This window comes from Arthrobacter sp. GW460-12-1-14-TSB2 (assembly GCF_059423525.1).
Genome location: NZ_JBWKYC010000017.1, coordinates 81,922 through 103,548, shown reverse-complemented (window position 1 = coordinate 103,548; position 21,627 = coordinate 81,922). Strand labels below are relative to the sequence as shown.

Annotated in this window: 20 protein-coding genes, 1 tRNA gene and 1 pseudogene; 12 read left to right on the top strand and 10 right to left on the bottom strand. The window is 65.2% G+C overall.

The window, feature by feature from the left end; genetic code table 11:
• The gene (locus AC07YR_RS18290) at positions 1 to 2,046 is read left to right on the top strand and encodes a glycoside hydrolase family 13 protein (protein ID WP_494734762.1); all 2,046 of its coding nucleotides are present in this window, start codon (positions 1 to 3) and stop codon (positions 2,044 to 2,046) included.
• Positions 2,047 to 2,080: 34 nt separating this feature from the next.
• On the top strand, positions 2,081 to 3,451 hold the full coding sequence (locus tag AC07YR_RS18285) for an FAD-binding oxidoreductase (protein ID WP_494734761.1): 1,371 nt from the start codon (positions 2,081 to 2,083) through the stop codon (positions 3,449 to 3,451).
• 13 nt (positions 3,452 to 3,464) lie between these two features.
• Here the strand turns inward: AC07YR_RS18285 and AC07YR_RS18280 are convergent, their stop codons facing one another.
• From AC07YR_RS18280 to AC07YR_RS18265, 4 genes are all read right to left on the bottom strand, one after another.
• The gene (locus tag AC07YR_RS18280) at positions 3,465 to 4,880 is read right to left on the bottom strand and encodes a DUF4032 domain-containing protein (protein WP_055802922.1); all 1,416 of its coding nucleotides are present in this window, start codon (positions 4,878 to 4,880) and stop codon (positions 3,465 to 3,467) included.
• A gap of 117 nt (positions 4,881 to 4,997) precedes the next feature.
• Positions 4,998 to 6,080, bottom strand: a complete 1,083-nt coding sequence (locus AC07YR_RS18275) for an ABC transporter ATP-binding protein (protein ID WP_028271384.1) — start codon at positions 6,078 to 6,080, stop codon at positions 4,998 to 5,000.
• A 257-nt stretch (positions 6,081 to 6,337) separates the two neighbouring features.
• Positions 6,338 to 7,156, bottom strand: a complete 819-nt coding sequence (gene otsB, locus AC07YR_RS18270) for a trehalose-phosphatase (RefSeq protein WP_055802924.1) — start codon at positions 7,154 to 7,156, stop codon at positions 6,338 to 6,340.
• Positions 7,146 to 8,648 carry an alpha,alpha-trehalose-phosphate synthase (UDP-forming) gene (locus AC07YR_RS18265; RefSeq protein ID WP_436056713.1) on the bottom strand — a complete coding sequence of 501 codons (1,503 nt, stop codon included), beginning with the start codon at positions 8,646 to 8,648 and terminating at the stop codon, positions 7,146 to 7,148. The genes otsB and AC07YR_RS18265 overlap by 11 nt, the downstream gene beginning before the upstream one ends.
• Positions 8,649 to 8,828: 180 nt before the next feature.
• Here AC07YR_RS18265 and AC07YR_RS18260 point away from each other — a divergent pair, with 180 nt between their 5' ends.
• A complete protein-coding gene (locus AC07YR_RS18260) occupies positions 8,829 to 9,719 on the top strand; it encodes a DsbA family protein (RefSeq protein WP_494734760.1) in 891 nt (296 codons plus the stop codon).
• Positions 9,720 to 9,876: 157 nt separating this feature from the next.
• Positions 9,877 to 9,953: transfer RNA gene (locus AC07YR_RS18255), tRNA-Thr, on the top strand.
• Positions 9,954 to 10,167: 214 nt separating this feature from the next.
• On the opposite strand, the gene AC07YR_RS18250 is transcribed toward AC07YR_RS18255, so the two are convergent.
• A complete protein-coding gene (locus tag AC07YR_RS18250; RefSeq protein WP_494734759.1) occupies positions 10,168 to 10,602 on the bottom strand; it encodes a hypothetical protein in 435 nt (144 codons plus the stop codon).
• Positions 10,603 to 10,754: 152 nt separating this feature from the next.
• On the opposite strand from AC07YR_RS18250, the gene AC07YR_RS18245 reads away from it, so the two are divergent.
• The 3 genes and pseudogenes from AC07YR_RS18245 to AC07YR_RS18235 all read left to right on the top strand — a co-directional run bounded on the left by AC07YR_RS18245 (position 10,755) and on the right by AC07YR_RS18235 (position 12,777).
• Positions 10,755 to 11,447 (top strand): ArsR/SmtB family transcription factor, encoded by a 693-nt coding sequence (locus AC07YR_RS18245; protein WP_494734758.1) that lies wholly within the window; start codon positions 10,755 to 10,757, stop codon positions 11,445 to 11,447.
• Positions 11,420 to 11,601, top strand: a pseudogene (locus AC07YR_RS18240) (integrase core domain-containing protein); the annotation flags it as partial. The gene AC07YR_RS18245 and the pseudogene AC07YR_RS18240, both read left to right, overlap by 28 nt.
• A 705-nt stretch (positions 11,602 to 12,306) precedes the next feature.
• Positions 12,307 to 12,777: a GyrI-like domain-containing protein gene (locus AC07YR_RS18235; RefSeq protein WP_494734757.1), complete on the top strand. Its 471-nt coding sequence runs from the start codon at positions 12,307 to 12,309 to the stop codon at positions 12,775 to 12,777.
• A gap of 37 nt (positions 12,778 to 12,814) precedes the next feature.
• Here AC07YR_RS18235 and AC07YR_RS18230 read toward each other — a convergent pair whose 3' ends face one another.
• Positions 12,815 to 13,165, bottom strand: coding sequence for a hypothetical protein (locus tag AC07YR_RS18230; protein WP_494734769.1), 351 nt, complete (start codon positions 13,163 to 13,165; stop codon positions 12,815 to 12,817).
• A gap of 153 nt (positions 13,166 to 13,318) precedes the next feature.
• Between AC07YR_RS18230 and AC07YR_RS18225 the strand changes: the two genes are divergently transcribed.
• The 3 genes from AC07YR_RS18225 to AC07YR_RS18215 all read left to right on the top strand — a co-directional run bounded on the left by AC07YR_RS18225 (position 13,319) and on the right by AC07YR_RS18215 (position 14,858).
• On the top strand, positions 13,319 to 13,552 hold the full coding sequence (locus tag AC07YR_RS18225) for a hypothetical protein (protein ID WP_494734756.1): 234 nt from the start codon (positions 13,319 to 13,321) through the stop codon (positions 13,550 to 13,552).
• A 156-nt stretch (positions 13,553 to 13,708) separates the two neighbouring features.
• On the top strand, positions 13,709 to 14,011 hold the full coding sequence (locus AC07YR_RS18220; protein ID WP_011690622.1) for a DUF4193 domain-containing protein: 303 nt from the start codon (positions 13,709 to 13,711) through the stop codon (positions 14,009 to 14,011).
• Positions 14,012 to 14,315: 304 nt separating this feature from the next.
• A complete protein-coding gene (locus AC07YR_RS18215; protein WP_494734755.1) occupies positions 14,316 to 14,858 on the top strand; it encodes an AMIN-like domain-containing (lipo)protein in 543 nt (180 codons plus the stop codon).
• 63 nt (positions 14,859 to 14,921) lie between these two features.
• On the opposite strand, the gene AC07YR_RS18210 is transcribed toward AC07YR_RS18215, so the two are convergent.
• From AC07YR_RS18210 to AC07YR_RS18200, 3 genes are read right to left on the bottom strand one after another with little or no spacing between them, the layout of a single operon-like run.
• On the bottom strand, positions 14,922 to 16,511 hold the full coding sequence (locus AC07YR_RS18210) for an APC family permease (protein WP_494734754.1): 1,590 nt from the start codon (positions 16,509 to 16,511) through the stop codon (positions 14,922 to 14,924).
• A gap of 11 nt (positions 16,512 to 16,522) precedes the next feature.
• Positions 16,523 to 17,566: an agmatine deiminase family protein gene (locus tag AC07YR_RS18205; protein WP_494734753.1), complete on the bottom strand. Its 1,044-nt coding sequence runs from the start codon at positions 17,564 to 17,566 to the stop codon at positions 16,523 to 16,525.
• Positions 17,563 to 18,597: a nitrilase-related carbon-nitrogen hydrolase gene (locus AC07YR_RS18200; protein ID WP_494734752.1), complete on the bottom strand. Its 1,035-nt coding sequence runs from the start codon at positions 18,595 to 18,597 to the stop codon at positions 17,563 to 17,565. Before AC07YR_RS18200 ends, AC07YR_RS18205 begins: the two co-directional genes overlap by 4 nt.
• A gap of 192 nt (positions 18,598 to 18,789) precedes the next feature.
• On the opposite strand from AC07YR_RS18200, the gene AC07YR_RS18195 reads away from it, so the two are divergent.
• Positions 18,790 to 19,269, top strand: a complete 480-nt coding sequence (locus AC07YR_RS18195) for a Dps family protein (RefSeq protein ID WP_055802939.1) — start codon at positions 18,790 to 18,792, stop codon at positions 19,267 to 19,269.
• A gap of 104 nt (positions 19,270 to 19,373) precedes the next feature.
• Here AC07YR_RS18195 and AC07YR_RS18190 read toward each other — a convergent pair whose 3' ends face one another.
• Positions 19,374 to 20,984, bottom strand: a complete 1,611-nt coding sequence (locus tag AC07YR_RS18190) for an MFS transporter (protein ID WP_494734751.1) — start codon at positions 20,982 to 20,984, stop codon at positions 19,374 to 19,376.
• A gap of 69 nt (positions 20,985 to 21,053) precedes the next feature.
• Between AC07YR_RS18190 and AC07YR_RS18185 the strand changes: the two genes are divergently transcribed.
• Positions 21,054 to 21,593, top strand: coding sequence for a TetR/AcrR family transcriptional regulator (locus AC07YR_RS18185; protein WP_055802942.1), 540 nt, complete (start codon positions 21,054 to 21,056; stop codon positions 21,591 to 21,593).
• The last annotated feature ends 34 nt before the right edge of the window (positions 21,594 to 21,627 follow it).

Below are 21,627 nucleotides of genomic sequence, written 5' to 3'. Positions count from 1 at the left end.
ATGGCGGCATTCCTCCAGCCCGGTCCGGTCCCACCCGGGCCCCTCCCGCACCACGACGGTTCGCCGCTGCATGCGCCCCGGCGCACTGCACTGGGCGATACTGCCCGGCTCCGCATGAGGGTCCCCGCAGCGTGGGGGCATGCCGCCCGGGTCTGGGTGCGGTCGGTCCAGGACGGCGAGCCGCGGTACGACGCCGCCCGCAGCCTGGGGGAGTCGGACGGCTGGACCTGGTGGGAAACGGAAATGACGGTCACCAACCCGGTGGCGCGGTACCGCTTCCTGCTGGAAGTCGCGGCCGGCGAGTACGACGGCGGGACGCCCGGCACCGGGACGCTCGGCACCGGAACAGCGGCCGGCAGCGCGGGGTACTGGAGCCTCAACGCGCAGGGACTGTTCCGCCGCGACGTCTCCGACTACGCGGACTTCCGGCTGACCTCGTTCCCCGCCGCTCCCCAGTGGCTGCGCCGGGGAACGATGTACCAGGTGTTTCCGGACCGCTTCGCGCGCTCCGCGGACGCCGACTCGCATCCGGCGCCTGACTGGGCCATCCCGTCCGGCTGGGACCGCACGCCCGTGGAGGGAACCGGGCCGGCCACGCCGTTCCAGTTCTACGGCGGCGACCTCACGGGGGTGGCCGAAAAGCTGGACCATATCCAGGGACTCGGCGCCGACATCATCTACCTGACGCCGTTCTTCCCGGCGCGTTCCAACCACCGTTACGACGCCTCCACCTTCAACGCGGTGGATCCGCTGCTCGGCGGGGAGAGCGCCCTCGTGAAACTGGTGGAAGCAGCACACGCCCGCGGCATCAAAGTGCTGGGCGACCTCACCGCCAACCATTCCGGCGATGCCCACGAGTGGTTCCGGCGGGCGCTGGCCGATCCGGCATCCGCTGAAACCGGCTACTACTATTTCACGGAGTCCAAGGAGCCGGGCACCAAGCCGGGCACCGGGGAGCAGGGCGTCCGGAACTACGAGGCCTGGTACGGTGTTGCGTCGCTGCCCAAGCTCAACTGGTCCTCCGAGGAGCTAAAACACAAGTTCGTCCTGGACGATGACTCCCCGGTGGCGCGCTGGCTCAGGCCCCCGTTCAACCTGGACGGCTGGCGGATCGACGTCGGCAACATGACCGGCAGGCTGGGCGCCACGGACCTCAACCGGGAGGTGGCGCGGCTTATCGCGGACCGGGTCCGGGATATCAACCCCGAAGCCGCGTTGCTGGCCGAAGCCACCAACGATGCCGCACCGGACTTCACCGGCGAACACTGGCACGGCGCTATGACCTACGCCAACTTCACCCGTCCGCTGTGGTCCTGGCTGGCAGGGGACGCCGCGCACGTCAATTTCTTCGGCACCCCCCTTGCCGGGCCCAACCGGATGGGTGCCGAGGATTTCCTCGCCACCCACCTGGACCTGGCGGCAGCCTTCAGCTGGGACCTCCGGCTCCAGAACATGAACGCCCTGAACAGCCACGACACCGCCCGTGCAGCCACGGTGATGATTGACGGCGGGCAGCTGCTCGGGGCCGTCATGATGTTCACCCTTCCGGGTGTTCCGGTGGTCTTCGCGGGAGACGAGTTCGGACTTAAAGGGCACAATGGCGAAGACGCCAGGACGCCGATGCCGTGGGACGACCCCCGCCGGGTCGAGGCGGACCTCCGCCCCGGCTATTCGTCCCTGGCATCCCTGCGCCGTGGGCAGCCGGCGCTCACGGAGGGCGGCATCCGCTGGCTGTATGCCGACGGCGACGCGCTCGCCTATGTACGGGAGACGGCGGAGAGTGCTGTCGTGGTGTTCGTGGCTCGCGCCGCCGCGAGGGCGGATCTCGCCGCCGGCGCACTGTCTCCGGCCCAGTTCGCCGCCCTCGCCGCCGATCCGGCCTTCAGCACAGGTGACGTCACCGCGTATACAGGTGCATGGGCTGCCGGAACCCGGATCAGCGCGGGCGAGGCCGCGGCGGCGGTCTGGGTGCTTCCCGGTACCCGGGCACCGGGAGCTGAAGCTGCTGCGGGCTCAGCAGCAGGGATGCAGGGTCCGCCCGTTTAGACTGGAGGCCGGATTCGACGGACCTGGAGGCCGCATGAGCAACATTGTTGACGAGCTCAAAACCATCCTGGAGCCCGGCAAGCTGGCCGTGGACGAAACGACCTTGGCCAGTTACGCCGTGGACCAGGCACCGGTTGTCGACTACCAGTTGCCGCTGGCCGTCGTCTGGGCCGAAACAGTCGCGGACGTCCAGGCTGTGGTCAGTGCCTGCGCCAAGCACAGTGCGCCCATTGTTGCCCGCGGGGCCGGCACCGGGGTTTCCGGCGGCGCCCACGCCAGCCCGGGGTGCATCGTGCTGAGCCTTGAACGCATGAACCGCATCCTCGCCCTGAGCCCGGACGACGAGACCGCCGTCGTCGAACCCGGCGTGATTAACGCGGCCCTCAACGACGCAGCAGCGGTGCACGGGCTGATGTATGCCCCGGATCCCGCGAGCTTCCGCACGTCCACTCTCGGCGGCAATGTTGCCACCAACGCCGGTGGCCTGCGCTGCGCCAAGTACGGCGTCACCCGCGATTCCGTGCTGGCCCTCGACGTTGTCTTGGCAGACGGTTCCCTCATTCACACCGGGCACCAGACGTTCAAGGGTGTTGCCGGCTACGACCTGACCGGGCTGTTCGTTGGCTCGGAAGGAACGCTCGGCATTGTGGTCGGGGCGACGCTGCGGCTGAAGTACCTTCCCCGTGAAGTGCACACCATTGCCGCGTTCTACCCGGACTTCCGCAGTGCCGCGGCGGGTGTCCTGGCCGTGGGGAAAGCGCGCGTGCAGCCCGCCATCATGGAGCTGCTCGACGGCGGTTCGCTGCGTCAGCTCGATGAGATCCATGGCTCGGACCTCAGCACCCGTGGAGCCTCGCTCCTGCTGATCCAGACGGACGGCTTCGGGGCGGCGGCGGAAGCCGATGTGGTCCGCGAGGTTCTTGCCGCCACCGGAGCCACAGTGACCACTGAGGCCAGCGCGGAAGCCGAACAGCTGGTGGAACTCCGGCGGAACAGCCGCGGCGTTGAAGTGGACGACGAATACCGGGTGGGGGAGGACGTGGCCGTGCCGCGCTCGCGGCTTGTGGACTACATCGGCGAACTTGAAGCCATGGCCGTGGCCCACGACGTGCAGCTCAAAGTGGTGGCCCACGCCGGCGACGGCAACCTGCACCCGACCTTCTGGGTGGACCGCGTGGACCACCAGGTGGACGCCGACGCCATGCAGCGGCTGGGCGAATGCCTGGACAGATCAATCACGGTGGCCCTGGCCATGGGCGGAACCATCACCGGCGAGCACGGGATCGGGCAGTACAAACTGCGGTGGCTTGGCCTGGAACAGCCGGAACCCGTCCGGGAATTGCAGCGCCGGATCAAACATCTCTTTGATCCGGCCGGCATCCTGAACCCCGGGAAAGCGATCTAGGGGGCCGGCGACGTTAGTCGTCGGAGTCGGGGTATTCGTCGATGTCCTCGTCGCCGTACCGGGACTGCTCGGTTTCCACTTCGAGGATCTTGAGCAGCTCGGTGTCCGGGTTGAGCATGATCGCTGCTTCGTCGCGGCGGTGCCGGAGGATGGAGTCGATGTAGGACTGCACGGCCTCCGCCAGCGGAATGTGCCGTTCCTGCTTCTCGGACATGTACCAGCGGTGTTCCAGCACTTCGTGGACGGCTTCGGCGGGTTCGAGCTTGCCGGAGAGGTCGCGGGGAATCGAACGGACAATGGGCTCGAAGATTTGGCTGACCCACAAGTGGGCGCTGTATTCCTCATCCATGGAGGGGTTGTTGTCCGCGCGGAACGAGTCCATGTCGTTGAGCAGGCGACGGGCCTGGTTCTCCTGGGCGTCCAGCCCGGTCAGCCGCAGCAGGCGGCGCTGGTGGTGGCCGGCGTCCACCACCTTGGGCTGGAGCTGGATGGTGGAGCCGTTCTGGGTGGTCTTGATCGCGTATTCCTCAACGTCGAACCCCAGCTCGTTGAGTTTCCGGATCCGGGCTGCCACGCGCCAGCGTTCGCCGATCTCGAAGGATTCCTTCTCGGTAAGCTCGGTCCAGAGCCTCCGGTAGCTGTCCATGATGAGTTCGCTGGTGGCCACCGGGTCCACTTTTTCTTCGATCAAACCGCCGTCCAGCAGGTCCATCAGCTCGCCGGCGATGTTGACCCGGGCGATCTCGAGATCGTACTCGCGCTGGCCGGTGGACAGGTCCGGGTACAGCTCGCCCGTCTCGGCGTCCACGAGGTAGGCAGCGAAAGCGCCGGCGTCGCGCCGGAAGAGCGTGTTGGAGAGCGAAACGTCGCCCCAGTAGAAGCCGATCAGGTGAAGGCGAACCATCAGCAGCGCCTGGGCATCGATCAGCCGGGTGAGGGTGTCCTTGCGGAGCATCTGTGAGAAAAGCGCGCGGTAGGGCATGGAGAACTTCAGGTGCCGCGTGACCAGCACCGGATTCAGCGGCCGGCCGTCCGGTGTGGTGCGGCCGGTGATAACGGCTACGGGCTCGACGCAGGGTACGTCCAGGCGCGCCAGCTTGCGGAGCATGTGGTACTCGTGGCGGGCCACGTGTTCGGACGTTTCCTTGATCGCGATCACCGAGCCGCCCAGGTGCGCGAAGCGCACGATGTGCCGGGATATGCCTCGGGGGAGAGCTGCGAGGTATTCCGCGGGCCAGTCCTCCAGGGCGATGTGCCAGGGCAGATCCAGGAGTTCGGGATCAGCGGAGGCGGCGGTGATGCTCAGGTTGCTCGAGACGTTGGAACTCTTGTCGTCGTTGGCGCTGGCCGCTTCAAACCGAGGTAGTTTGCCGATCTGGCCGTAGTCGGTGGGTTCGTCGTGCCATTGGGCGTTGCTTTCCTCGGTCATGTGCCAATTCTTCCGTACGTAGGGGCAGGCGGCCTAAACAAACGTCAGGAAACCGCGCTTAAATCACGACGGCGGCCCGTCCAGTGAGGAGGGGCCGCCGCCGTTCAGTGCTAAAGGCTAGTCGCCGAGGCGCAGGCCGGTCTTGGTGTCGAACAGGTGCACGTGTCCGGACTGCGGGCGAACGTAGATGGATTCGCCCTTCATCGGGGGACGGCGGCCGTCGACGCGTGCCACGATGTCGTGGCTCTTGCCGTCCAGCGTGGTGTGGCCGTAGACGTAGGCGTCGGCGCCGAGTTCTTCGACGACGTCAACCTCAACCTGAAGGCCTTCACCGGCGGCGACCTGCTCCAGGTCCTCCGGGCGTGAACCGAGGGTGACGGTGGCGCCGTGGGCTTCTTCGAGGATGTTGCGCGGTACCGGGTACACGGTTCCGCCGAACTGGACGCCGCCGTCGACGACGGGGAGTTCCAGCAGGTTCATGGCAGGGGAGCCGATGAAGCCGGCAACGAAGACGTTCTTGGGCTTGTCGTAGAGGTTGCGCGGGGTGTCAACCTGCATCAGCAGGCCGTCCTTCAGCACAGCCACGCGGTCACCCATGGTCATGGCCTCGACCTGGTCGTGGGTCACGTAGACGGTGGTGACGCCCAGGCGGCGGGTCAGGGATGCGATCTGCGTACGGGTCTGGACGCGGAGCTTGGCGTCGAGGTTTGAGAGCGGCTCATCCATGAGGAAGACCTGCGGGTTACGCACGATTGCGCGGCCCATGGCGACACGCTGGCGCTGACCGCCGGAGAGTGCCTTCGGCTTGCGGTCCAGGTACGGCTCGAGGTCAAGAAGCTTGGCTGCTTCGCGGACACGCTCGGCGCGCTCTTCCTTGCTGACGCCGGCGATCTTCAGCGCGAAGCCCATGTTGTCCGCAACGGTCATGTGCGGGTACAGGGCGTAGTTCTGGAAGACCATCGCGATGTCGCGGTCCTTCGGCGGAACGTCCGTGACGTCGCGGTCTCCAATGAGGATGCGGCCTGCGTTGACGTCCTCAAGACCTGCGAGCATGCGCAGGGAGGTGGACTTGCCGCAGCCGGAGGGTCCAACGAGGACCAGGAATTCGCCATCGGCGATGTCGATGTTGAGCTTATCGACGGCGGGCTTATCGGTGCCCGGGTACAGACGTGTTGCGTTATCAAAAGTAACTGTAGCCACAGTTATCAATCCCTTCACCGGCAGGTACGTGCCGGACGATCCGTTGTGAATGGTTCATGTTTATTCAGTTGTCCACGGTCTTTCAGCCGTGTACTCCCCGGCCGAAGCCGAGGAGTATCGCGTGACGCCGCACGGTGTCTGTGCGCCACGTCACAAACAGAGTATGTCAGATTTTATGCATTTGGGTGCAAATGTTACGGGCGTCACATGTGAGATTGGTGACGGTGTCCGTCCGGAGCGTGGATTTACGCGGGCGGCTACGCGGATTCCGCCAGGGCCAGGGTGCGTTCACGGAGCAGTGTTTCCAGCAGCTCGGCGATGTGCACGGGCGCCTCCACGCGGAACTGCGCCTGCGTGAAATCGAGCCCCACCTTCACGCCCACGTCGCCCGGATACAGCCGGCCCAAGGCGTCTTCATCGGTGGTGTCGTCTCCGGCGAACACCACCGCTGTGGCGTCGGTCGCCTGGCGCAGGAAGGCCATGCCCTCACCCTTGGAAGCGTGAACGACGGACGTCTCCAGCACGCGGTTGCCGTTCTTCAGGTGCACGTCCGGCCGGTCCTGCAGGGCTGCGCGGGCTGCGGCGACGGCGTCTTCGGCCACGTCGTCGGCGGCCAGGCGGGTGTGGAGCACGACGCCGGCCGGCTTGTCCTCCAGCAGGGTGCCCGGCGCCTGTTCCACGATCTCTTCAAGGACGCGGCGGACTTCTGCCAACAGCGTCAGCTGGTCCGGGTCCAGGGTGAGTTCGGAAGAACCCGGTCCCAGCCAGGCTTCGGCCCCGTGGCTGCCGATGAGGAGCGTCTCGGGCGGCGGCGAAGCGACCGCCCGGAGGCTGGCGAGGGCCCGGCCCGAGATGAGTGCCGTCGTCGTTCGCGGGAGGACCGCAAGGGCGGCGAAGGCGGCGGCGGACCGGGGGAGGGGACGGGCATCAGCCGCGTGGTCAACCAGCGGGGAGATTGTTCCGTCAAAATCCATGGCCACCAGGAGGTGCTCGGTGGCGGCCACCTTTTTGAGGGCCGCCAGGAGTTCCGGCTGAAGCGTGAGGGGCGTCTTGCCCGGGGCTGCATCAGGTGTCATCGCGGACCACTTTCTCTTTGAGCGCTGCAAGGAAGTCGGCTGACCAGTGATCGACGTCGTGGTCCAGGATCTGCTTGCGCATGGACCGCATCCGGCGGGCCGCCTCGGCGGGCTGCATGTTGACGGCCCGCATGATGGTGTCCTTGAGGCCGTCGATGTCGTGCGGGTTCATCAGTAAGGCCTGCTTGAGCTGGTCCGAGGCCCCGGCGAATTCGCTGAGCACCAGGGCGCCGTCGTTGTTGGTGCGGGCGGTCACGTATTCCTTGGCAACCAGGTTCATGCCGTCACGCAGTGCCGTGACCAGCATGACGTCGGCCGCCAGGTACAGTGCCACCATCTCATCGATGGGGTAGCTGTGGTGCAGGTAGCGCACTGCGGTGTTCTGCATGGTGTCATAGGTGCCGTTGATGTGGCCCACGGTGCCCTCCACCTCTTCGCGCAGCAGCCGGTATTGCTCCACCCGCTCCCGGCTGGGGCTTGCCACCTGGATCAGGGCCGCGTCCTCCACCGTGACCTTGCCGTCGGCCAGCAGTTCCTCGTAGGCCTTGAGCCGGTGCCGGATGCCCTTGGTGTAGTCGAGGCGGTCGACGCCGAGGAGGATGGTCTTCGGATTGCCGAGGTCCCGGCGGATCTGGTGGGCTCGCTCGATGATCTCCGGCTTGCGGGCCAGTTCGCTGATCTGCTTGACGTCGATGGAGATGGGGAACGCCTGCGCACGGGCAATGTGGGTTGTTGCCCCGTCCGGTCCCTTGACGTGCACCTGCTGCTGCTTGACGCTGGCACCGAGGAAGCGGCGGGCTGAACGCATGAAGTTGCCGGCATCGCTGGGGCGCTGGAAGCCCACCAGGTCGGCGCCGAGGAGGCCGTCAATAATGGCCCGGCGCCAGGGAAGCTGGGCGAAGATTTCCGGCGGAGGGAAAGGGATGTGGTTGAAGAACCCGATCTTGAGGTCCGGGCGCGCTTCGCGGAGCATCTTGGGGACCAGCTGCAGCTGGTAGTCCTGCACCCAGACCGTGGCCCCCTGGTCGGCGTGCCGCACGACGGCGTCAGCGAACCGCCGGTTGACCTTGCGGTATGAATCCCACCAGGTCCGGTGGAATTCCGGCGGCGCAATCACATCGTGATACAGCGGCCAGAGCGTGGCGTTGGAAAAGCCCTCATAGAAGAGCTCGACGTCGTCCGTGCTCAGCTGCACCGGGACCAGATCCATTCCCCCATGGCTGAAGGGCTTGACGGTCTCATCCGGGGCGCCATGCCAGCCCACCCACGCGCCGTCGGTCTTGGTCATCATCGGGGCCAGTGCGGTCACCAGGCCGCCGGGAGACCGGCGCCAGCCGTCCTCGCAACCCCTGTCCTCCGGTGCGCAGCGGTCAACCGGGAGCCGGTTGGACACCACCATGAAGTCGTACAGCGCGGCAGCCTCGTGGCCGCCGCCGCGCGCGGGTTTTCCTTCAGCGGTTGCTTCGGATTTGTCACGGTGCGTAGTGTGCATTGGTGCCCCTTGGGTTGCTAACGGCTCGAAGTCAACCCTAGTCGGCTGGAATCTTCCGTGCTATCCATCCGTTGGGCAGACGGACGGAAAGTTGAAGGCGCAAGCTCTCAGGTTTCTCCCCTAAACTGACAAAGTTGCCACTGATGTGGTCCGCACCTGGCCGATCGACCCGAGGAACTGATGAGCGCCGCAAACGAACCCCGCAAGTCCAAAGCAGAACGCACTGCCGAGGCCCGCGAGAAAGCCCGTGAAATCCGTGAGGCGCAGCTGAAGAAGGACAAGCGCAATAAACTCCTCATCGGCTGGGGCATTGTGGTGGCCGTCGTAGCCATCCTCGCAATCGTTGCACTGGTAGTCAGTTCCAACATCAGGAACAACGCTCCCGTGGCAGACGAAGGCCCCACTCCGGCCAACGGCAACATCCACGGCGGCGTGACGCTGCTGGCAAACTCCGAGGTAGTGAAGTCCGATCCCGCCGCGGTGAACGTGAAGGACGTCCCGTCTAAGCCGGAAACGCCGCCTGCAGAGGTGAAGGCACCCGGTGCTGAGGCGGAAGCCGGCAAGCCCGTGAAGGTGGTCGTCTATATCGACTTCATCTGCCCCGTCTGCAAGCGGTTTGAAACCACCTACAACGAACAGCTGACCAGCCTCCGCAACGAAGGCAAGATCTCGCTGGAGTACAGGCCGCTCGGTTTCCTGGACCTGCAGTCCACCACCAACTACTCCTCCCGCGCGGCCAACGCTGCGGCCTGCGTAGTCAACGAATCGCCCGAAAAGTACTCCGACTTCGTCAACGCTCTCTTCGCGAAGCAGCCCGCGGAAGGCAGTGCCGGCCTTTCGGATGACGATCTGAAGAAGATGGCCACGGACGTGGGCGCCAAGAGCATCGACACGTGTGTGGAAGAGAAGAAATACCGGCCCTACGTAAAGGTGGCCACGCAGGAGGCTGCTGCCATCGGTGTGACCGGCACTCCGACTGCCTTCGTGGACGGCAAGCAGTGGGGCAAGGGCGACTCCGCCAATACCGACCTGATCCCGTTCATCCAGGCCGCAATCGACGCCAAGGGCTAACAACCACCCTCGCGCATCAGGCCAGTGGCCCGGTTCCGAAACCATCCGGCACCGGGCCACTGCCGTTTTTACCAGCGGGGCGTCCTTGGGCTAACCTTATCTAGCACTGCATCCAGTGCCGCTCGTTGCGCCTGATCCGTCAGGCAGAAACAGGCACGCCTCCTTAGCTCAGTTGGCCAGAGCACCGCTCTTGTAAAGCGGGGGTCGTCGGTTCGAATCCGACAGGGGGCTCCACTGTGGCTTGACCTGCTGTTGTAGCGCCGCAGGGCAGGGGCCTTTTGCTTTTTCAGGTCGTGGACCACCCTTTACTCACCCGTATCGGCGGCGGACTTAACCCTGCGTCGGCGATTGCACTTCCGGGCTGGGCTGCATCGAAGGCGCTGAGCACCGCGGTCGTGTCGAAGTCCTCCTTAGATTCCCCGACGTACTGTTTCCGGATCATCGAGTGTCAGTGGCGTGTCATCGTGGAGCTTCGCATTCCGCTGTAGGCTGCCACGACCCCTACCAGGAAAATGAGAACGGCGAGGTAGATCAGGCCGAGGTGACCAAGCGTGGCCAGACCCCATGGGTAGTGCGCGGGGAGGGCAACGGCGAGTCCGACGACCGGGACTATAACGGCTGTGGCAAAGGCCCACCGTTCTCCGCGGCGCACTCCATACCAGGACAGGCCCGCGACGGCGAGCCCGGTAGCAGCGATGAAGCCGCTGACCGCGATGTGCAGATGGCTGATGTAGTGATACAGCTGAGGGCTGAACGCCTCGATTTCCGCCTTCCCCTTGTCCACTTGTTCGGGGCCGATGCCCAGCTCGAGGAAGGCGTCCGTGAAGTTGAGTACAAGGAAGATTACGGCGTAACCCACGAAGGCCAGCCCGGCCAGCGTCATGAGAGCGGCTCCTGTCCGGAGACGGGACTTTTCTCCTTTGGGAGCTTGGATGGTGGACACGGCCACCACCCCCTTTCTTAATTTAAGTAGGTACTTGAATAAGAATCCTCTGACGGTAGGCTTGTCAAGAGAACTCTTGAATAGGAGGGTGAGTGGGCAACCAGCAGGACAAGGATGCGCTCTTCGACGCCCTCGTCGAAGCTGCAAAGGCGTTGGGGAACGGCAGAAGGGCGCAGCTGATCGATATCCTTGGGCAAGGCGAACGGTCGGTTGACGAGCTGGCCGCAGAGATCCACCAGAGTATGGCCAACACATCCCAGCACTTGCAGCGCCTGCTGCGTGCCGGCATCGTCTACTCCCGACGGTCGGGGACGAGGATCTATTACTCGCTTGCCAGCCCCGCAGTGGAGCGGCTATGGCGAGCACTTCGGGAGGCGGCCGAAGCGCATTCGGGGGAGCTGGGCGATCTCGTCCGTGCCTATGTCGGCGACCGCGCCGACCTGAGCATGATCACGCGTGACGAGCTGCTGCTGCGGCTGCGGCAGGGCGACGTCGTTGTGCTGGACGTGCGGCCGCAGGCAGAGTACGAAGGCGGACATATCCCGGGGGCGCTTTCCGTGCCCTTCTCGGACGTTAAGTCTCGACTGCGCGAGGTTCCCCAGGGGAGCGAAATCGTCGCCTACTGCCGCGGACCATACTGCCTATACGCGGACGAGGCCGTGCGGCTGCTCACGGACGAAGGGCGCCTCGCCACAAGGCTTGAGGACGGCTTCCCCGAGTGGAAGGCGGCAGGGCTCCCGATAGAACAGTCGGCTACGGTCCGGAATGCACCGCCGCGGCCCTGATCCAGTGGTGCCACCGCCGACGTGGACACTGCGTTCATCGACCCGTGATCACCCTGGCAGAACGGCTTCACCGGATCCTTCAATGTCCAGTTCAGAAGGGAATACTCTCTCGGAAGAAATATGGACACCATTGCCGAAGCGAAATATTGGGCCAACGCGTCAGTGATGGTCGAAAACCGAGCCGTTTCGCCCAGCCGTCGTTGGCAAGGTCGGCAGCCGACCCGCGAGTTTCGGCGGCCTCAGTGCCCGTCCGTAGGCGAGGTCCTTGCCGTCCTTCAAACGGTGCTCGCATTCCTCCCCGAACAACCCCGCCAGGCGGCCATGTTTCGCGCCTATTGCTGGCTTCGTGTGAGGCCTACACTGTTGCATCCAGCGGTGCAATGCATGAAGGAGGACGTCATGGCGGTCATTGAACAGGTGCGTGAAGGGATGCATGTGGTAGCACCGGATGGGAAGAAGATCGGCAAGGTCGAGGACCTGAAAATGGGTGATCCGGAGGCGGTTACTTCGGACGGCCAGACAGACGCTGAAACAGGAGGCCTGGTTAGCACGGTGATCGACAATTTCGCGGCGACCTCCAGGCTGCCTCGCCACACCGCGGAGAGGCTGCTGCGGATCGGTTATGTAAAGGTTGACAGATCCGGTCTGTTCGCCGGGCACGCGTACCTCGCCTCGGATGAGCTTGACCGGGTTGAGGGCGACACGCTGTGGCTCAAAGAGGGCGTGCGCGCCGATCACTGAGCTGACCCGCGCGCTGCTGCGGATGCACTGGTGAAGAACGGCCCCCGTCCCGGCGCAGGGCCCCGCTCCGGGTCCTTCGACCCTTGGCTGTGGCGCTCGCTCCGCGGATGGTTGGCGTATGAGCCAAGAGAAAACCGGAGTCCGGCTGGTCCAGCGCCCCGAACAGCCCACCGCCGTCATCCGCGAAAAAGTGCCCATGAACGAACTGCTGGAGTTCTTCGGGCGCGCTTATGGCGCCGTTATGGCGGCGGTCCAACAGCAGGGCGTGCAGCTGGCCGGCCCGCCTTTTGGCCGGTACCTGAGCATGCCCACCGACTTCGTCGACGTCGAGGCAGGCTTTCCGGTGTCGACGCCAATCACTGCGTCCGCAGGAGTGGCGGCCGGAACCCTGCCGGCGTGCCAGGCTTTCGAAGCGACCCACACCGGTCCCTACGACACCTTGACCACTACGTACGACGCCATCCAGGAACGGATGACGGAAGAGGGGTTCACGCCGGCTGATTCAATGTGGGAGTACTACCTCAGCGACCCCGCCAAGGAGCCGGATCCTGCCACGTGGAGGACCCTGGTGGTGTGGCCCGTGGCTTGAGTCGTAGCGCCCGGGGTTACGTGCTGATTCCCAGCGCCTAATCCTCGGCATCGATCCTTTCGAGCAGGTCCTTGGCGGCGTTGGCGATTTCGTCGTGGTTGTGCTGGGCAGCCCGGCTTTCCAAGGAAACAACCGCACAACGGTGGACCTTCTTGAAATCCCCAAAAGGAAAACTCACGCTGCCCTTGGTTCCTTCCGACTCGTCCGGATCCAGGCCCAAGTGCCACTTGGAGAACTCAGGAAAGCCGTGCTTGTCGATATAGGCATTTTCCTCGTCCGCCGACGGAGCGTGCTCGCTCCAGTCGTCCCGGGTATCGCGGACAACTTTTCCGTCCTTCACCAGGCGGCGGGCGTGCTCCAGCGCCTTCTTGTTCAGTTTCGTGGCCATGTCATACCTCCGGAGGTCGCGGATGCTGTGCGTCAAGGCTAAATCCACGGTCCACGGGCCGCCAGCACCTACCCATCCGCGAATGCCGGAAAAGTAACGCCGCGGAGACTGCGGCGAAACGTGCCCACAACACGGGGCGCCTACGTTGGGGCTATGACATCACGCCTGTTCACCAGAATCGCTTCATGGTTCGAAGCCCGGACCTTGCCTGCTGCCTCCCCGTCGGGCGACGGCGCCTGGGAACAAGGTGCGTGGGAACAGGGCAATGCCGCGATCGCCGACGTCACCAGGTGGGGCTGGCTGCCGGCGCTCAGCGGAGTGTCCATTGCGGCCGATCATGCGGCGATCGCGCACCGGAAGAAGGCTGCCGCGGCAAGCGAGGGATAGCCGCTGGCCTGCCTGTCCGGGAAGCTTGGAACCGGCCGGTAACGGTCCGATTTGTCGGGTTGAACACACTTTTCTTCAACAACCGGCATAATGTCCTAAACTGCTTCACTGAGGTGCCTGAAATGGCGCTGCGCAGCAACGAAAGTGAACCACGCAATGGCTACCGATTACGACGCCCCACGCAAGACAGAAGAAGAGTCTCCCGCTGAATCACTGGAGGCCCTTCAGGCGTCCCGCGGCGGCGGAGCCCAGACCGCCGTCATCGACGTTGATGAGAACGACACGGCTGAGGGAATTGACCTTCCCGGGGCGGACCTTTCCGGCGAAGAACTCACGGTCACCGTTGTCCCCGAGCAGTCCGACGAATTCACCTGCTCCTCGTGCTTCCTCGTCCGTCACCGGTCCCAGGTTGCCCGCGAAAAGAACGGCATGAAGTACTGCCGCGACTGCGAAGGCTAGGCAGCTTCCAGCACCCGCCCCAATTTCAGAAGCACGGCATCGAGAGGCGGGGGGGGGGGGGGGGGGGGGGGGGGGGGGCGAGCCGTGAGGCCCGCCGGCGCCTCGTCGTTATCCGGCATTACGGAAGCGTGTCCAATGACCTTCCGGAAAGCCCCTGAGTGCCGCCAAATGCGCCGCTGAATAACCGTCCCGTAATCTGCACAACCGCAATTTAACAGTTGGGCGCCGAAGGGATTTCGGCCCTCGTTTTAGCCTGTCACGGCTCCTACGCTTGAGTTATCTCATCACTTCCGAGGTGGCTGAAATGAAGAAATTCCAAGTATGGCTGGCGGCGATCCTGATGGCTGCCGGGCTCGGCCTGGTGGCCCCGGCGCCGGCATCGGCGTCCTACTGCGGTCTGGTGTGGGGGTCGCTGGCGAAATCCGAAGCCACTATGGGAACCGGGAAGGTCACCAACGTGCGTACCGGGCAGCATTACTGCTTCGACCGCCTGGTGGTTGACCTCAACGGTCCGGTGAAGGGCTACACGGTGCGGTACGTCCCCACTGTGGTGCAGGACGGTTCGGGGTTGCCGGTTCCCCTGCGGGGGCGGGCATTCCTCCAGATCACCATCAATTCACCGGCATATGACGACGGCGGCAAGTCCACATACAGCCCGGCCGACAAGAAAGAACTGACCAACGTTGGCGGCTACCAGACCTTCCGGCAAGTGGCTTGGGCCGGAAGCTTCGAGGGCTACTCGACCATGGGTCTGGGCGTCCGCGGACGACTGCCGTTCAGGGTGTTCACCCTGGACGGACCCGGAGCGGGCTCCCGGTTCGTGGTTGACGTTGCCCACTACTGGTGACCTGCCCGCCCGCTGGGCCCTGGCACTGATGCCCCTGGTGGTTTGACCCTGGTGGTCCCGGAGTTACTCCGGGACCACCAGGGCAGGAGTGTCCTTGCGGATGGTTTCGCCGCGGAAGAACCCGGGACGCAGCCTGGCCATGATGAGCATGAACACGGCGCCCAGGGCGAGGATTCCCACACCGAGGACGAAGACCAGCCCCACGCCGAAGATCTCTGATCCGCTGCCGAACTCCGGCGCCCAGCTGTCCGCGGCCGTCTGTAGGAAGACCACCAGCAGCCCCAGTCCGCCCAGTAGCGGGCAGAGCAGCCGCAGGACGAAGTGGCGGACACTGCTGAAGACGCTGTTCCGGAAGTACCAGGCGCACGCGAATGCCGTCAGCCCGTAGTAGAAGCAGATCATCAGCCCCAGGGCCAGGATGGTGTCGTTCAGGACGTTTTCGCTGACCACGTGCATCACCGCATAGAACCCCGCCGAGAGGACGCCTGCGGCAACCGTGGCGAAGCCCGGCGTCGCAAACTTCTTGCTCATGTGGCTGAACGGTTTCGGCAGGGCGCCGTAGTGCGCCATGGCCAGCAGGCTTCGGGACGGCGAGGTGAAGGTGGACTGCAGGGACGCCGCCGAGCTGGACAGGACCGCCAAGGACATGAGGATGGCAAACGGGCCCATGATGGGGGACGCCAACGCGGTGAAAATGTTCGCGTGGTTCTCTTCGTTGTTCAGCCCGACGCCCTCGGTGCCCACGCCCGCGAACATCATGGTGGCGATAGTGACCAGCAGGTAGATGCCCAGGACAATGACGGCGGTGAGGGTGCCGGCGATGCCCGCGGTCTTCTTGCCGTTGGCCGTTTCCTCGTTCACAGTGAGGCAGACATCCCAGCCCCAGTACACAAAGATGGACAGCGAAATTCCGGCGGCAATCTGCCCGAACGTCTCGATCTTTGTGACGTCAAACCATTCCCAGCTGAACGGGATGGAGGTTTCCGAGGAAGACCAGTTGGCGAAGGCCATGGCCACGAACAGTCCCAGCACCAGCAGCTGGAACCCCACCAGGCCGTACTGGACGATCTTGGTGGTGTGCAGGCCGCGGTAGCTGACCCAGACAGCCAGGGCCACGAACACGAAGCAGGTGGCGACGTTCAAGGGCTTGTTGGCGGCGAGGTCGGCAAGCTCCGGTGCGCCCGTGAGCTGGGCGAGAAACAGGTAGAAGAAGTCCACTGCCACAGCTGCCAGGTTAGACAGCACGATGATGTTCGCGGCGAGGAGTCCCCACCCGCCCATCCAGCCCACCCACGGGCCGAAGGCCTTGGTAACCCATGTGAAGGTAGTGCCGCTGTCCGGCGAGTCGGCGTTGAGTTCCCTGTAGGCCAGGGACACCAGGATCATGGGGATGAAACCGATGAGGAAAATGACGGGCAGCTGCAGCCCGGCCTCGTTCACCGTGGGGCCAAGGGCGCTGGTGAGCGTATAGGCCGGTGCGATGGTGGAAATGCCAAGGACGACGACGGCGAGGAGGCCCAGCTGCCCGCCCTTCAGTCCCTTTCCGGTGATGCCGTGCGGGGTGCCGGGCGCGTCGGTGACGGACGCCGCTGTGCCGGCTGCTTCTGTGCCGGCGGCGCCGGCCTGGGAGCCCTGGCGGATGGTTTGGGTCATGTCCGGACCTTTCACGAAGTCAATACTTTAGGGGAAGCAGCAGGCTGCTGCTGGGTGATGCAGTGGATGCCTCCGCCCCTGGCGAACAGCTCGCGGGCGTCGATGCCCACGATCCGGCGGCCGGGGTAGGCATCGGCAAGGATCCGAAGTGCCTTTTCATCGTTGGGGTCGGCGAACGTGCAGGCAATCACGCCGCCGTTGACCACCAGGTGGTTGATGTAGCTGTAGTCCACGAAACCCTCGTGGTCCCTGAGGGTGGCGGGAGCGGGGACCTCGATGATGTTCCACTCGCGGCCTGCGGCGTCCCGGGTGGTGGACAGGAAACTGATGATTTCGCGGCTGACCTCGCAATCCGGATGCTCCGGGTCCTGCTGGGAATGGACCAGCAGAGTGCCGGGGGAGGGGATGGCGGCCACGATGTCCACATGGCCGCGGGTGCCGAACCGCTCCGAGTCCCTGGTCAGGCCGCGCGGAAGCCAGACGGCGTGGGTGGCCCCGATGGTCCGGGCCAGTTCTGCTTCCACCTCGGCGTTGGTGAGACCCGGGTTGCGGCCCGGATCCAGCTGCACGGTTTCGGTCAGCAGCACTGTCCCCTCGCCGTCCACGTGAATTCCGCCGCCTTCATTGACGAGACCGGAGGCGATGTGCCGCGCTCCGGAGCAGCCGGCCACCTCCGCGCCGATCAGCGAGTCCTTGTCCCAGCGGGCCCAGTCCTGCCCGCCCCAACCGTTGAAGACCCAGTCGACGGCGCCGAGGCGGCCGTCGTCGTCGAGGACGAAGGTGGGGCCGATGTCCCGCATCCACGCATCGTTGAGGTCTGCGGTGAGCACCTCGACGGCGGGGTCCAGGTAGCGGGCGGCAATCCCAACGTCGTCGGGCGCCACCACCACGGTGACCGGCTCAAATTCGACGGCGGCATTGGCGACCGCCGCCCAGACGGTCCGGGCGGCGTGCGCCTCTTCCGCGGTGTCGCCAAGGGTGTAGCCGCCCGTTGGGAAGGCCATCCAGATGCGTTCCTGCGGGGCCGTCTCGGCGGGCATGCGCCAGCTGCTCACGCGGTCACCTCCAGGTAGACGGGGGCCGGACCGCCGAGCGGCTGGTCACCCCGGACGGGTTCGGTGAGCCGTGCATAGGTGTCCGGGCGGCGGGTGGCCAGGAACGGGAACAGCGTCAGCCAGTCCCTGCGCTGGTCCAGGTCCAGGTCGGCGACGAGGACAGCGGATTCGTCGCGGGGCGCCTGGGCGAGGATCCGGCCGTAGGGGTCCGAGATGAACGAGGAACCGTAGAAGTTCAACGTGCCTTCGTTTCCCCAGCGGTTGGGGGCCACCATGAACAGGCCGTTGGCGATGCCGTTCCCCACAATGACCTGCTGCCAGAGCGGCTGGGTGTCAAAGTCCGGGTGGTCCGGTTCGGAGCCGATGGCCGTGGGGTAGACCAGGAGTTCGGCTCCGCCCAGGGAGTACAGCCGGGCGAGTTCCGGGAACCATTCGTCCCAGCAGGTGGGCATCCCCAGCCTGGCGCCACCGAGTTCGGCGGGGGAGTGGACCTCGTAGGCATCCGTGGACGCCGGGCCCTGACGGAAGAATTTGTCCTCGTAGTAGCCGGCGGTCACGGGGATGTGCAGTTTGTGCGTGCGGGCCAGCAGTTCGCCTTCGGGAGACACCAGGATCGCTGTGTTCAAGCCGAGGCCATCGTCGGTGCCCTCAGGATTGTCCGCGCGCTGGTACAGCGACGCATGGACGGAGATGCCGTGGCGGCGTGCGGCGTCGGCGGCGAAGCGGAACGTGGGCCCGGTCAGCAGGTCCTCAGCGAGGTCCGACGGGCGGGGACGCGCGGCCCAGGAGCGTGACGTGTCATTTTCCGGGAGCGTATCCGCCGGGTAACGGGAGAGCGTCAGTTCCGGCAGGAAGACAACGGTGGCCCCCAGCCGGGCCGCGCGCCGGATGCCCTCGTCCAGTTCTGCGCGAAGCCGCGCAGGGTCGGCGTGCCAGCGGTGCTGGACCACGCCGACCCGCAGTGCGGGGCGGGCGGAAGGCTGCGTCCGGGCCAGGGAAGCGGGTGGTTCAAGGCAGGTAATTTCAATCATGGCGAATACTCCAGTGAGACGACGGTCACTAAATGAATGACGTTCATTTAGTATCCACGTCACGCCGCCGCATGGCAAGGAAAAAATGAACAATCATCATTTTGTTAAGCCCGGGGAGAGAATCGGTGGCGCCGTTGTGGCGGCTGGGATAGTTTCGAACTACCCGAGAAACCGCTGAAACCAGGAGGATCAATGAAGGCATCACCGACGCTGACCAATAATCTGCAGGCTGTGCTCGCGGACCTGATTGAACTGCACATCCAGGGCAAGCAGGCCCACTGGAACATTGTGGGAACCAACTTCCGCGACCTCCACCTGCAACTGGATGAAATTATCGACGCTGCCCGGAACTTCGCCGACGACATGGCGGAGCGCATGCGTGCACTCCACGCCCTGCCGGACGGCCGCAGCGCCACCGTTGCGGAAACCACCAGCCTGGCGCAGTTCCCGCAGGGGCTCATCAACACCAAGGACGCCGTCGACCGCATCGTCGCGGCGCTCGAAGCGGCTGTGGGCACCATGCGCAAAGTCCATGATGAAGTGGACGAGGAAGATCCCACCACGGCTGACCTGCTTCATGAGTTCATTTCGAAGCTCGAGCAGTACGCCTGGATGGTGGGCGCGGAGAACATGAAGGCCTCGGCCAGCGTGACCACTCCCGACAGCAAGTAAGCCCCACTCCTAGTCACCAGAAAGCCCGGCGCCGGATGATCTCCGGCGCGGGGCTTTCTGCTGCCGCGGAGTGGTGCCGCCTGCACGCGGCGGGGCGGGCCGCGCTACGCCGCTTTCGGCACTCCGCGGAGTACGACGGCGACCAGGACTGCCGCCCCCGCCATCAGCACCAGCCCGATGGACGCCGTCACGTGGACTCCCGACTCAAACGCAATCCGGGCGGCGGACGTCAGGGCATCTGCCAGCGGTCCGGGGAGCGACTGCGCGAGCTCCATGGACCCGGCGAGGGTCTCCCGGGCATGGGTGATCCCCTCTGCTGCACCTCCCGCGCCGGACGCTGCGAGTCCCTCCGGCAGGACCAGGTTCCGCTGGTACGACGCGGTCAGGATCGAGCCGAGCACGGCCGTGCCAAGCAGCGAGCCAATCTCGTAGCCGGTCTCTGAGATAGCGGCAGCCGCCCCTGATTTCTCCGGTGGTACGGACCCCAGGATCATGTCGTTGGAGATCGTTTCGGCTGCCCCCACGCCCAGGGCCAGGACCAGAAGGGCGCCCAACAGGAGGGCCGGACCGCCTGAGTGGTCGCCGAACGCCACCATGAAGTAGCCGGTGGCGCTCAGGCAAAGGCCGCCGGCCACCACGAAACCGGGCCGGACTTTCCGCACCAGCGGCACCACCAGCAGGCCGGCAACCACGGTGGCAACCAGGGCCGGGATCATGGCGATTCCGGCCTCCGTAGGCCGCTGGCCCTCCAGCAACTGGAGGTGCTGGGCCAGGAACAGGATGAAGCCGTTGAACGAAAATAGGGCCAGGACGTTGGCGGTGATGGCCGTGCTGAAAATCCTGTTTCCGAAGAGGCTCATGTCCAGCAGCGGGCTGCGCAACGTCTTTTGGCGCCGGACGAAGGCGCAGCCAATGAGGAGCCCGAAGCCAATGGCCGCGGCTGACGCGGGGCCGAAACCTTCCGTAGCCAATGACTTGATGCCGTAGACCAGAGGAACCATCGTCAGCAGCGAGAGGGCGATGCTGGCACCATCCACCGTTCCGGGCCGGGGATCCCTGGACTCGGGAATGAGGACAGGGCCGAGTGCGAGGATAGGCAGCATGATGGGCACTGCCACCAGCAGGATCGCTCCCCACCAGTAGTGCTCCACGAGCCAGCCGCCGAAGATCGGTCCCAGTGCGGCGCCGCCGGAGAACCCTGCCGCCCAGATGGCGATCGCCAGCCGGCGCCGGTTGGCGTCCGGAAAGATGTTGCGGATCAGGGACAAGGTGGAAGGCATAAGCATCGCCCCGAAAAATCCCAAGGCCGCGCGGCCGGCGATCAACCATTCCGCGCTGGGGGCGAACGCAGTGGCTGCGGACACCGCGGCAAAGCCGGTGCTGCCGATCAGCAGGAGCCGGCGGCGGCCGATCCTGTCACCGAAACTCCCCATCGCAACCAGGAGGCCGGCCAGGACTAGCGGGTAGGCATCGACAATCCACAGCAGCTGAACACCGGTGGGCTCGAGGCTGCGGGCGATGGCGGGCAACGCGAAGGTCAGCGCAGTGTTGTCCACTGCCACCAGCAATACCGGGAACATCAGCAGCGCCAGGGCCAGCCAGTCGCGCCCCGGCTTCGGGCCGGGTGTCCGGCTGCCGGCAGCGGCAGGGGGCCCGGCCGGACGCGCTGTGAGGTGCCGGGTTGCCGGCGTCGAGGTTGAAGATGAGTTTCCCATGGCAATAACTGTACCGTCTGGACGGTATAGTTAAGAAATGAGCCCGGGCCACCGGGCATGATAGGAACCATGGCCAGAAAACCCGTCGCACGCGAAGCCGTGCTCGACGCCTTTGAATCCCTCCTGATCGAGGTGGGCGAGCGTGCCGCCACGCTGGATGCCGTCGCCAGGCGGGCCGGTGTTTCCAAGGGGGGACTGCTGTACCACTTCCCTAACAAGGAGGCGATGATTTCGGCCCTTCTTGAGCGCATGGACGTGCTGGTTGCACTGGATTTGGGCGCCATGGCGAAGGCTCCGGAGGGAGCGGCGGTCTACTTCATCAGGTCCTCGCTCTGGGCTGATACTCCGCTGGACCGGGTCTTTGTGGCTGCCACGCGGCTCGCCGAAGTGGCGCACAAGGAAACACTGCACCGTTTTGCGGCTGTCCAGGGGAGCTGGCTGGAGCTGCTGGCCGGGGACGTCGGCCCGGCCATGGCAAAGGCCGTGCTGTACATGGGTGACGGCCTCTATTTCAACGCCATGCTGGCCAGCGGTCCCGGTGCCGCCCCGCCCGAAATGAGCGGCGACGTCGACAGCCTGCTGGCCGCCGTCGAGCGGCTCCGGGGTTGACTGCAATGGTGTCCGCGGTCCGCCGCCCGGCAGA